This window comes from Labedaea rhizosphaerae (genome assembly GCF_004362825.1).
In the GTDB taxonomy this organism is placed as follows: Bacteria; Actinomycetota; Actinomycetes; order Mycobacteriales; family Pseudonocardiaceae; genus Labedaea; species Labedaea rhizosphaerae.
In genome coordinates, this window is record NZ_SNXZ01000001.1 from 1540872 (window position 1) to 1552921 (window position 12050).

Consider the following 12050-nt stretch of genomic DNA (forward strand, 5'->3'; position numbering starts at 1 on the left):
TTTTGCGGCGGTCCAGGAAGTCCACAGTAGACGTGGTGATCCCCTGCTACAGGTACGGCTCGGTCCTGCCCACCGCGGTGCGCAGTGTGCTGGACCAGCCGGGGGTCGACGTCCGGGTCCTGGTCATCGACGACGCCTCCGGTGACGGCAGCGCGGAGGTGGCCAGGGACCTGGCCGAGGCCGACAGCCGGGTCGAGGTCCTGGAGCACCGCGAGAACAAGGGCCACATCGCCACCTACAACGAGGGCCTGCTGGACTGGGCCAAGGCCGACTACTCCGTCCTGCTCTCCGCCGACGACGCCCTCACCCCGGGGGCGCTGCGCCGGGCGACCGCGCTGCTGGACGCCCACCCCGAGGTGGGTTTCGCCTACGGCAGGCCGCTGCACTGGGACGGCAGCATGCCGCTGCCCTACGCCCGGACCCAAGGCAACGGCTGGACCATCTACGACGGCACCTCATGGCTGCGCCGCCGCTTCGCCGTGGCCGACGGCTGCATCACCTCGCCCGAAGTCGTCGTCCGCACGCAACTGCAGCAGTCCGTGGGTGGCTACGACCCGGAACTGCGGCACACCGGCGACATCGAGATGTGGATGCGCATGGCGCTGCACGCCGACGTCGGCTACCTGCGTGGCGTGGACCAGGCGTACTACCGGGTGCACGGCAACAACATGTCCGCCGCGTACTACGCCTCCGGCGTCGCCGACCTCCGGCAACGCCTTGCCGCCTACACGGCGCTGCTGCGCCGGGCCGACAAGCTGCTCCCGGAGCAGGGCGAGTGGGACCGCAAGGTCCGCCGGGTCCTCGCCCGCGACGCCCTGCGCCGCGCGGGCCGCGCATACGACAAGGGGCAGGTCGACGAGCACCCCGTGGACGAGCTGGTCGAGTTCGCCCGCGAGGCCACCGGCGACCTCACCAGCCTGCCCGAATGGCACACCCTCAAGTTCCGGCAGTGGCTGGGCCAGCGCCGGGCGTCGGCGTTGCGCCCGCTGGTGCTGACCGCCGCGGCCCGCCGGGTGCGCCGCGAGCTGCGGGTGAAGCGGTGGGAACGGAGCGGCGTGTGACGAGCCGGGGAGATCGGGTCCTCAACCTGACCGTCCACGGCATCGGCGACCCGGTGCGCCCGCTCGAGGACGGCGAGGACAGGACCTGGGTCACGGTCGAGCAGTTCGAGCAGGCGCTGGACGCCGCCGAGGCGGCCGTGGCCCAAGGCCACGACGTGCGCATCACCTTCGACGACGGCAACGACTCCGACGTGCGCATCGGCTTGCCCCGCCTGGTTTCCCGCGGCCTGACCGCGCAGTTCTTCCTGCTCGCGGGCCTGCTGGACGCCCCCGGGCGGGTCAGCCGGTCCGATGTGGGCACTCTGCTCGAAGCGGGCATGACGGTCGGCTCGCACGGCTGGTCGCACGTCGACTGGCGCACCCTGGACAAGGCCGCGGTCCTGCGTGAGCTGTACCAGGCGCACGAGGTGCTCGGTGAGGTCACCGGGTCCCCGATCGACCGCGTCGCCGTGCCGTTCGGCTCCTACGACCGCACCGTGCTCGCGCACCTGCGTCGGGCCGGGGTGCGCCGGGTCTACACCAGCGACGGCGGGCCCGCCCGAAGGGGAACCTGGCTGCAGGCGCGCACCAGCCTGCACGCGGCCATGACGCGTGAATGGATCAATTCCGTGGTGTTCGATCGAGCAACCGCGGCCACCCGTGCCCGCCGTTTCCTGGCGCGCGGTGTCAAACGCGTGCGCTGACTGCCCTTTCGGGTCGAATGAATTGTCGTGCCCCAAAGTGATGTGACGTCGTCCCCATCGCTTCTGCAATTGTTCCGATTTCCGCAATAGCGTGCGCCCTCGGGTCCTTCGTGACCGAGACAAGGAGCGCACCGATGGATGAAGCCGTTTACACCTGGGCCATCACGGCGGTGGATCACCAGGGCGACCGGAGCAAAGCCGAGGCGTGGTTCACCGCCATCCACGCGGCGTACAACGAGCCGGAGCAGGTGGCCGACTACGCGGAGTTCACCGCGCGCCTACTCGAACGCGGGGCCGGCGGCGTCGACGAGGCGGCCGTCCGCCTGTTCGCCGAGGACCTGGAGCGCTACGAGTCCGCGCCGCTCGACGTGGTGGCGGCGCTGGCCGAGAAGTACGACACCCTCGCCGACCGGTATGTGGAACTGCTCGCGGCCGCGGCGGCCCAACCGGCTGCCGAGGAGGACGCCGAGCAGGCGGCCGCGGCCGAGGAAGCCCTGTGGAGCTGGGAGGACACCACCGGGGAGTGGTCGCACTACGAAGACGGCAACTGGGTGCCGCAGCGGTCTTGGGACGGCACCCGGTGGCTGGTGCTCAACCAGGAGAAGACCGAGTGGGTGGTCCAGCGCACGTGGGACGGCACCCGGTGGTGGGTCATGAACGAGGACCGCAGCGAGTGGGTGCCCGAGCCGGGTCAGGAACCGGTCCAGCTGGAGCCGGAGTTGCAGGAGCCGGTCGAGCTGGAGTCGGAGCTGCAGCAGCCGGTCGAGCCGGAGCCGCAAGAACCGGTGCTGCAGGAACCGGTGCTGCGGGAACCGCCGGAGCAGGAACCGCCGGAGCAGGAACCGCCGAAGCAGGACTCGGTGCCGCCCGAGCCGGTGCCCGCGGCCGAGGCCGTCGTGGCGACCGCGGTCATGTCGACGTCGCTCGACGAGGCGATGCTCGAGATCCCCGGCCTCGACGGCCTGACCGAGGACGAAATCCGAAAGGCCATGGAGAACGCGCTCGGCAGCGAACTCAAAATCTCTTGATCGGCAGGGAGCATCGTCATGACCACACCCAACGCAGAGAAGATCAAAGAGCTCGAGACATACCTGAAGCAAAAGATCGCGAAACACGTCGGTGAATTGACCAAGGAACAGGCCGGGGAGCTCCAGGCGAGCATCCGCAACGGGACGTTCAACAAGACCAAGGCGGTCCGGTCCGGGTTCGACCACGCGGCCAAGGTGACCAAGGAGCAGAACAAGGAGGCCGAGCTGCAGGCCGAGTTCGAGAAAGCGCTGGAGAAACAACTCGGCGCCAAGAACGAGGCCATCCGGGTCGCCAAGGTCTGGCTCAACGAGGCACCCAAGACCGTCGACACGGTCAAGGGGGTCGCCGCGGAGATCAGGAAGCTGGGGTCCCTGGAGTTCGTCAAGGTCACGTCGTCGGGCACAGAAGTCCTCAAGAGCGCGAAGACGCTCGAAGCCGACGCGCAGCACGTCATCGACCACGACCTGGCCAAGGTGCTCAAGATGATCACCGGCATCGACGCCGCCATCGAGGCCCACGACACCGAGAAGCTGACCCGCCTGGTGACCGAACTGCCGGGGGAGGCCCGGGCGCTCGCCCCCAAGTACTACGAGCTCGGCGCCGACGCCAAGGTCGCGGTCGACAACGCCGTGAAGATGCTCGACGAGGAAGCCCTCAAGGCGTGGGTGCAGGAGAACCCGGACGAGGCTTCCAAGGCCCTGGCCAAAGCGCTGTCCGCCGCCGACCTGCTCATCGAGCTGGCCAACGAGTTCACGCCGCCGCAGTTCAAGCCGGTGGTCAGCGTCGCGGGGGCGCTGAAGAAGATCGTGATCGACCGCCAGGTGATGGCGGCCGACGCCCACCGGCAGGTGCGCCTGCAGCAGAAGAGCCACGTCAAGGGGTTCGGCTTCACGCTGGCGAGCGAGGACAAGACCTTGATGGCCAAGCGGGTCGCCAACAAGCAGAAGGCGAACTTCAAGGCTTTGCTCGACTTCATCGCCATCGCCTCGGACCAGATCCCGGCCTGGTCGTTCATCCGCAAGGGTTTCGAGGCCGCCGGCTACGGCTACTACGACCGTCGGGTCGAGCTGGCCCAGCAGCTGGTCGACATCGCCGCGGGCAAGACCAAGGAGGAGACCGAGGACAGCGTCTTCAGCCAGCTCGCCGAGTTCGCCAAGGAGGATCTGCCCGGGCTGCTGAAGGCCGCGGCGAGCGGGGAGGTCAAGGAGATCGCGGAGGAACTGGCCGAGGTCGTCATCGACAAGCTCGTCCGGCTGATCATCAAGTACCTGCCGATCGAGCCCGGGCAGGTGGTCTCGGGCGACGAGCTCGCGGCCGCGGCCCAGGGCCTGCTGAGCGCGACGGAGCTGCACCGGTACGGCCACTCCGAGCGGGTCCCCGGGGTGGACAAGTGGGAGATCACGCCGCCGACGGAGGACAACCAGAAGCGGCCGGTCGAACAGGTCAAGCAGAAGGCCGTCGAGTTCGACAGCAAGGGCGCCTACCTCTGGGTGGTGATCGGCGGCAAGGTCGGCAAGCTGTACCGGGCGGATCTGGCGTTCACGCCGTTGTCGGCCGGGGAGATGATCTTCCCGGAGACCACGAAGGACGGTCGCAAGATCGACCAGGTGTTGTCGAAGTCGACCCGGCCGGGGGCCTGGCTCGAGGTCCGGGTCGGCGACCTGATCGGTGAGGTGAACAGCGACAAGGTGTTCAGCCCGCGGCGGCCCGTCGTCGTGGAGGACTGGAGCGCCCGGCAGATCGACATCGACCGGTACACCGAGGGCAAGATGGTCGTCCACGGCTCGTGGCGCAAGTGCAAGGACACGAACTACTTCGTGTTCCAGCCGGTGGGTGACGCACAGCGCCAGTGGGGCGAGATGACCAGCAAGACCGGGAACCTCGGCGGCATCTCGATGTGGGAGGTGTTCGAGAAGACCAAGCTGGCGGAGGTGCGGATGGCCACCCTGCGGTGACCGGCGGACGACCGGCCTCGCCGGCTACTCGGCGGGGCCGGCCTCGTTCTTCCAGGTCGTGTAGTAGCTGTCCTCGTTGACCAGGTAGCGGACGGTCGGCGCGGTCACGTGGGTGACCACGTGGCGCTTGGCGAACCGGTGCACGAACTCCCAGTCCTCCTTGGGCAGCGTGGCCCGCACCCGGGGGATCCGGCTGAAGATCGCGTCCGGACCGCGGCGGACCACGAGCGAGTTGGCGTCCACATAGGACGAGCCGTCGCGGAAGGTGGTCCGGTCGAAGGGCGTGGACAGCACGTCGTGCACGGTGCCGTCGCCGCGGCGGCGTTCCACCGCCGTGTAGACGAGGTCGGCGCCCTCGGCGAGCCCGGCGAGCGCGCTCTCGAGGTGATCGGCGCGCCAGGTGTTGTCATCGTCGAGGAACGCGATGAAGCGGGAGCGGGTCAGCCGGATCCCCACGTTGCGCACCAGCCCGAGCACGTGCGTGTTGCGCGACAGGCTGACCGCGACCAGCCGCGGGTCCAGCGGCAGCGCGGGCAGCCCGCCGCCGTCGTCGACGACGATCACGACCTGGTCGGTGACGGTCTGGCCGAGCGCGGAGTCGACGGCTTGCTGCAGCAGTTCGGGTCGCTGGTAAGTCGGCATGACGGTCGCGACGAGGGCGGGCGGCAGGTGCCGCGTGCGCGGGTGCAGGCGCGCGACCTCCGCGTCCTCGAAGCGCTTCAGCGCCGGGACGCGGTGGCCGAGCTTGGCCCGGGTGGCCGCCTCGTGCATCGGCCAGAGGCCGAACGTGTCGCGCAGCGCGCGCCGGGCCCGGCTCGAGACCGCGGAGCGGGTGGTCATGCGGCTACCTCCGACGAAGACCGATCTGGCGAGGGGGAACGACCGGGCAGCAGCGCACGCATCGGCAGCACCACCGGGACGTAGAGGACGACGGACACGACGATGCCGATCAGCAGCTGTGGCCACGGCCCGGAGACGAGGGCGTGGACCGCGAAGGCGCCGGCCACGATCAGCAGCGCGCCGATGGCGGGGCGACGGCAGGCGACCACCGTCGGCCACAGGTCGAGCCCGCGCCTGCGGAGCACCACGACGAACGCCGGCAGCACGACGACCGCGGCGACGAGCAGTTGTGCGACCGAGGCGCCGCGGATGCCGTCCAGCGCCGTGCCCACGACGACCGCCGGGACCATCGCGACCAGCCAGATCCCCTGCAGGAGAAGCAGGACACGGTTGCCGTCCATGGCCACGAGCAGGTCGTAGCCGATGAACAGCACGATCCGCACCAGGCCGAGCACCGCGAGGACCTGCAGGGCCGCCGCCGCCGAGGTCCACTGCGGTCCGTAAACCGCGGAGAGCATCGGTGCGGCGTAGCAGGCGAGGCCGGTGCAGATGGGCACCGACGCCATCATGAGCAACGCGACGCCGCGGGCCAGCGAGCGGGACAGCCGCGGTGGATCGTCGACCAGCCGGGAGAACCCGGCCAGCGACACCCGGCGCGCGGCCTCGGAGAAGACCTGCAGCGGCAGGCTCGACTGGTTGAACGCCATCAGGTACAGGCCGAGGGCGACCGTGTCGGTCCACGCCCCGATGATGATCTTGTCGAGGTTGGTGACGGACAGGACCAGCAGGCTGGATCCCGCCAGCGGCAAGCCGAACCGGACCAGCTCGCGGGCCACGAGCCGGTCCCACTGCGGCTTCAGCCGGACCGGGCACAGCTTCAGGTACGTCACGACCGAGACGAGGTTGCCGCCGATGCGCCCGATCGCGAAGCTCATCGCCCCGAACCCGCTGACCGCGAGCACGATCGTCAGCGACGTCACCACGACGAACGACAGGGCGTCGGACAGGAACCGCTTGCCCTGCAAGAACTCCCGGTTGAGGATGGCCGCCGGCACCGACGCGATGCCGTCCATCACGACCGCGATGCACAGCACCCGCAGCACACCGACCGCGCCGGGGCTGCCCATCGCGTCGCAGAACGGCGGGGCGAGCACGTAGACCAGCGCGTAGAGCCCGGCGCTGAACCCCATGGAGATTGTCATGGCCGTGCCCGCGAACTCCTGCACCGGGCGTTCCCACCGGACCAGCGCGAGGCTGACGCCGAGCTCGTTGAACGCCTGCAGCAGGGTCATCGCGACCAGCGCCACGGCGAAGACGCCGTAGTCGGCCGGGCTCAGGATCCGGGCCAGGGCGATGCCCGCGGCGAGCGTGCCGAGCCGCAGCACGACGTTGTTGGCCAGGCTCCACAACGCGCCGCGGCCGACCCGGCGCCCGATGGACGGGGTCGGCTCGGTCATGTCGTCCGCTCCCGTCGGCGGCGCCACAGCGTGGCCAGGCACCCGGCGGCGGCCGCCGCCAGCAGGATGGTCAGGCCATCGAGCGGGATGCGCAGCCGCAGCCGGGTGAAGAACACGGCGAGCACGAGGACGTTCGCCACGATCAACACCGCCATGAGCTTTTCCGTGCCACGCAACGGGAATCGCCGGAACAGCAGCAAACGCAACACCGCGAGGGCGAGGATCGGGTAGTAGCTGAGCGCGGACACCAGGTCCTTCATCGGGTCGCCCGCGCCGGCGGTGGCCAGCTCGTTGCGGAACGAGAAGGTGTTGACGACCTTGCCCGCGTACAACTCCGCGGCCTGCCCGGGGTGCGCGGTGATCCAGTCGACGGCGGCCTGCCGGTAGTAGTCGTCCTGCTCGACCTCGTTCATGCCCTGGGCTTGTGCCACCTTTTCGTAGGCCGAGATGTCGCCGACCCGGCCGCCGCCCGCGGTCACGTTGTCGCTGTTGCCCAGCAGCAGGTTGTTGCCGTTGTTGGTCGCGACGGGGACGAACGCGTGCATCACCAGGGCGTTGCGCACGCACCAGGCGACCGGCAGCACCGCGGCGACGACCACCAGCAAGGCCAGCGCTCCGACGACCGCACGCCGCCGGTACCGCCACCCGAGCGCGACCACCACGATCGCGATCGACGGGACGAAGGTCGGCACGATCAAGGTCAGTGCCCCGGACGCGAGCCCCGCCACCACCGCCGGTCGCCACGGGTGGGCCGAGGACGGGACGCGCAGGCTGAACTCCACGGCCAGCAACAGGAAGAACAGCGCCGGGACCTGCGGGTACAGCGTGGTCGCGGTGTAGATCAGCAGCGGGTAGACGGCCATGACGACCGCCGCCAGCGCACCGACCGCCGCCGACCGCATGCGCCGCCCGAGCAGGTACGCCAACCACACCGAACCGGCCAGGGCCAGCACACCGGCCAGCCGCAGCACCGCGACGCTTCCGCCGCCGGCCAGGTAGAACGGGACCAGGAGCATCGGGTAGCCGGGCGGGCGGTAGGCCGTGGCCACGCCGTTCTCGCTGAAGCCGTGGCCCTGCGCCATCGACCGCGTGAGGTTCAGGTACTCCTGCTCGTCGTAGAACTTCAGCGCCCCGCCCTGGGCCAGCACGTACGCCGTCGCGACCAGCCCGGCCAGCACCACGGCGGCCAGGGCGATCGTGCGCGAGTTGCGCACGAACCAGTCCCGCCCTCTGTCCATAGTGGACACAGGGGCGATCTCGGCGACGGTCATGAGCCCACCCCAACCAGTTCGGTGCGGCGCTCACGCATGGTGCGCAGCAACGCACCACACGCCCCGACGAGCAGGAAGGTGAAACCGGAGGCGACGGAGAACCCGAGCAGGTCGAACGTCGCCGCCGAGATGGCGGGCACCGCGAGGCACGCGGTGAGCGACAACGCCAGGTCCCGCTCGGTCGGATCGCGCGTCATCGACCGCGCCCGCAGCGCCGCGCCCATGCCGATCAGGAACAGCATCCCGAACGCGGCCAGCCCGATCAGCCCGTTCTCCACGAGCGTGCCCAGGTACTGGTTGTCGAGCCAGCCGTACTTGGTCGGCAGGTACGTGCCGAGCCCGCGGCCGAGCCACAGGTGCTGGTCGACCTGCTGCCCGGCCAGTTCGATGGCCTTGGTGCGGTGCTGCGCGCTCGGGTCGTCGGAGATGTTGGCGAAGAGGCTGTAGAGGGTGCCGAGCAGGCCCGGCACCATCAGCCGCATCACGACAAGGAACAGCGGCGTCGCCAGCAGCATCTGCTTGCGGCGCTTGGCCGGCCAGCCGGGGAAGAGCACCAGGCCGGCGACGGCCAGGCCGAGGATCGCCGAGCGCGACAACGACAGCATCGCGCCGACCGCGATGAGCGTGGTCGCCAGCCACCACGGCCACCGCTTGCGCCCGTCGGCCTTGGCGCGGAAGCCGAAGTGCAGCGCGAGCGGCGTGATCATCGCGCACACCACGCCGTACTCGATGGGGTGCCCGGCGGTGCCCGCCGGACGCGGGAAGCTGGCCCGCTCCAGCACGTAGCTCATGTCCGTGGTCGCCGGTTTCAGGCCGGGGATGCTCACGCTCTTGGTGATGTCGAAGCCGACGAAGAACTGCAACAGCCCGAAGAACGCCATGATCGCGGCGCCGACGACCACGACCCGCAGCAGCTTGGTCAGCCGGTCGATGCCGCGCACGCCGTCGCACACGCCGATCGCGATGGCGATCAGGGCGGTGACGGTGATCAGCACGCGGTCGGTCGCGGAGAGCTCGTCGGGGGGCAGGAACCCGAACGTCGCGTACCCGTAGGTCGCCAGCTGCGTCGACGCGTAGATGAACAGCGTGGTCCGCACGACGTTGCGGCCCTTGGCGACGCCGAGGGTGGTGACCATCTGGGTGCAGAACCAGACGACGCCGGTGAGCAGGCCGACGACCGCCGCCGGGGTCAACGCCAACGGGATGCCCTTGAGGATCATCTTGGCCGGGATGGCGGTCAACGCGATCGCGTAGACGCAGCCGAGGGTGGCCCCGTCGATCCGCATCGAGCTGGTCCGCGCCCTGCTCGTCCGCGTCGAGGTGATCGGCTGCGCGCCAGGCGCGCGGACGGTCACGACTCGTCGGCCGCGCTGTCCGGCGGCCGCCGGACCGGCCGCGGGGCCGCCGACACCGGGCTGGTGTGGGGCACCGTCTTGGTCGAGACGTTCCCCTTGCGCAGCGACCCGTTCAGGGCGCGGACCCGCGGCATGATCACCGTGCGGTCCTCCGGCGGGTGGTCGATGGTGCCGGACATGCTCCTGGGCGGATCATCGTCGTCGTCCCGGTGCCGCACCGGGGGCTTCGGGTCCTTCGCCGGTTTCTTGGCCTTCGGTGACGAGCGGCGCCGAGCCAGGACGCTCTCGATGCCGAACGCCGAACCGAGGCTGGCGAACAAGCCGAGCGCGAGCGCGGCCCCCGCGGCACGCATCTTGCCGCCGAGCAGCTTCTCCGGGACGCTCGCCGGCACCACCTCGTCGGCCTTGATGAACGTCGACGGCGGCGCCTTCAGCGTCTTCTGCCGGGCGTCGAGTTGGGCGCGAACCCGGTCGATGACCTGCTGGACCATGGCCTGGGCGCGCTGCGCCGACGAGCTCTCGGTCTGCACGACGATGAACGGCCCGCCCAACTCACCGCTGGACACCTCGAAGGTGTTCTGCTTGTCCGCGCCGAGCTCGGTCGCCACCTGCGGCGTGCCCATGCTCTGGATGATGATCGACGCGGTGATGCTCAGGCTGGAGTCGAAGGCCAGCAGCGGGTTGGTCTGGCCGCGTTCCTGCGACGACTGGCCGCTGCTCGCGCCCGCGGTCGGTGCGGTGAGCACGACCGTGCCGGTCGAGGAGTATCGAACGGGCACCGACGCGTACACCAGGCTGGCCGCCCCGACGGCGATCACGAAGATGGGCAGGGCCACGTACCAGCGTTTCAGCAGGACCAGCAGGGTCTTGATGAAGTCCATCCGGGCTCCCCCGACTTTCTTGCCCGAGCATCGGGACAGGGCTTCCTGCGCTGAGAATCGCCGGGTGGGCGAAATCGTTACTCCGGGTGGCCACGCGCCTGTCATGAACTGCCGTTTCGTGCGATGCATCTGATGGCACAGCCTGCAGATCGTCACTTTCGGTAGCGATTCGGGCCATAACGGACGCGGTTAGCTGTCCGTGACCTGATTGTGATCTATGGCGGCCTGTGCATAGGGTTGCGCCGGTTCCGGGCCGTCGTGCCGCACGCGGTACGCCAGGGAACGGCCGGAACCCGGGGATGAACGCCGGCGAAACGACGCCGGCACCGACGGGAAGGTTTCCATGCGCCCTCGACGGTCGCAGAACCGAAGACGCAGCCCGATGTTCGGCGTGGTGGCGTTGGCCGCCGCAGCCGTGGCCCTGACGGCGTGCCAACCGCGCGAGTCGGGACACCCGACGCCGTTGCCGCCCGTGTCGTCCAGCACCACGACGACCACCGCCACGACGACGACCACCACGACCACCCCGAAGCCGACGACCACCACGACGACGACGACGCACCAGACGACGACGTCGAAACCGGCGCCCGGTGGTCCGGTCCCGCCGGGAACCGTGCCCGAACCCGGTCAGGTCGGCTTCACCGGCGACCCCGCCTCGCTCCGTGTCATCTCCGGACCGGGCGACCTGCCGAAGGGCACGGTGTGGAACACCGGCGCGCTGCAGGTCACCGGCGACAACGTCACGCTGGACGGCCTCTACATCAAGGCCGGGGTCGACTACTACGGGCACGGCACGCTGACCATCCGGAACTCGATCATCGAAGGCAACCACTTCGCGTACGCCGCGGTGATGGGCCGCAGTGGTCACCTCGACATCCGGGACACGACGATCACGTACAAGAAGGGCGACAAGACGCCCGGCTGGCCGTGGGGCGACGGCGCCCTCCACGGCGACTCGACGATGACCGTCATCCGCAGCGACATCTCCGGCTACCCCGACGGCGTGGACGTGGGCCCGGGCGACAGCCAGTTCGAGCAGAACTACATCCACGACCTGGCCCGGCTCGGCACGTACCCGGACAACGTGCACAACGACGGCATCCAGAACTACGGCGGCAAGGATCTGGTGATCAAGTACAACCGGATCGACATCAGCGGGCCGAACGGCCTGGCCTACGACGGCACGCACCAGAACGGCGCCGTGTTCATCCAGCCGGACAACCAGACCCCGTCGATCAACCCGCAGATCATCGGCAACTACCTGCGGGGTGGCGGCTTCACGCTGCGGCTCGAGGAGCCGATGCGCGGCGCCGTGGTCACCGGCAACCGGTTCGGGCCGACGACCGGCGGCTGGGGTGAGGCGACCCGCGAGAACGACGTGACCATCGCGAAGTGGTCGGACAACCTCAGTTCGACCGGCAAGGTGGTGCCTGCACCGACGAACTGAGCGCCGGCGAACTGACCGCCGAAGAATTGACCGAGCGGGCGGCCCCGGTAACGGGCCGATCGGACACCGCG

At 69.7% G+C, this 12050-nt stretch carries 10 protein-coding genes; 5 read left to right on the plus strand and 5 right to left on the minus strand.

Going from position 1 to position 12050, the window contains the following annotated elements; all coding sequences use genetic code 11:
- The first annotated feature begins 2 nt into the window (after window positions 1-2).
- The 4 genes from EV186_RS07305 to EV186_RS07320 all read left to right on the plus strand — a co-directional run bounded on the left by EV186_RS07305 (window position 3) and on the right by EV186_RS07320 (window position 4728).
- Entirely contained in the window at window positions 3-1061 is a 1059-nt protein-coding gene (locus tag EV186_RS07305) for a glycosyltransferase family 2 protein (RefSeq protein WP_208115495.1), read from the plus strand.
- On the plus strand, window positions 1058-1744 hold the full coding sequence (locus EV186_RS07310; RefSeq protein ID WP_243753862.1) for a polysaccharide deacetylase family protein: 687 nt from the start codon (window positions 1058-1060) through the stop codon (window positions 1742-1744). The genes EV186_RS07305 and EV186_RS07310 overlap by 4 nt, the downstream gene beginning before the upstream one ends.
- 134 nt (window positions 1745-1878) lie before the next feature.
- The gene (locus EV186_RS38790) at window positions 1879-2772 is read left to right on the plus strand and encodes a hypothetical protein (protein ID WP_166659049.1); all 894 of its coding nucleotides are present in this window, start codon (window positions 1879-1881) and stop codon (window positions 2770-2772) included.
- 18 nt (window positions 2773-2790) lie between these two features.
- Window positions 2791-4728, plus strand: a complete 1938-nt coding sequence (locus tag EV186_RS07320) for a hypothetical protein (protein ID WP_133848250.1) — start codon at window positions 2791-2793, stop codon at window positions 4726-4728.
- A 24-nt stretch (window positions 4729-4752) separates the two neighbouring features.
- On the opposite strand, the gene EV186_RS07325 is transcribed toward EV186_RS07320, so the two are convergent.
- From EV186_RS07325 to EV186_RS07345, 5 genes are read right to left on the minus strand one after another with little or no spacing between them, the layout of a single operon-like run.
- Window positions 4753-5568, minus strand: coding sequence for a glycosyltransferase family 2 protein (locus tag EV186_RS07325; RefSeq protein ID WP_133848251.1), 816 nt, complete (start codon window positions 5566-5568; stop codon window positions 4753-4755).
- Window positions 5565-7025 (minus strand): oligosaccharide flippase family protein, encoded by a 1461-nt coding sequence (locus EV186_RS07330; RefSeq protein WP_133848252.1) that lies wholly within the window; start codon window positions 7023-7025, stop codon window positions 5565-5567. Before EV186_RS07330 ends, EV186_RS07325 begins: the two co-directional genes overlap by 4 nt.
- Window positions 7022-8296 (minus strand): ArnT family glycosyltransferase, encoded by a 1275-nt coding sequence (locus EV186_RS07335; RefSeq protein WP_133848253.1) that lies wholly within the window; start codon window positions 8294-8296, stop codon window positions 7022-7024. The genes EV186_RS07330 and EV186_RS07335 overlap by 4 nt, the downstream gene beginning before the upstream one ends.
- Window positions 8293-9651, minus strand: coding sequence for an O-antigen ligase family protein (locus EV186_RS07340; RefSeq protein ID WP_133848254.1), 1359 nt, complete (start codon window positions 9649-9651; stop codon window positions 8293-8295). Before EV186_RS07340 ends, EV186_RS07335 begins: the two co-directional genes overlap by 4 nt.
- Window positions 9648-10532, minus strand: coding sequence for a GumC domain-containing protein (locus EV186_RS07345; protein ID WP_133848255.1), 885 nt, complete (start codon window positions 10530-10532; stop codon window positions 9648-9650). Before EV186_RS07345 ends, EV186_RS07340 begins: the two co-directional genes overlap by 4 nt.
- Window positions 10533-10914: 382 nt before the next feature.
- Between EV186_RS07345 and EV186_RS39375 the strand changes: the two genes are divergently transcribed.
- Complete coding sequence (locus EV186_RS39375; protein ID WP_208115496.1) at window positions 10915-11979, plus strand: right-handed parallel beta-helix repeat-containing protein; 1065 nt, start codon at window positions 10915-10917, stop codon at window positions 11977-11979.
- The last annotated feature ends 71 nt before the right edge of the window (window positions 11980-12050 follow it).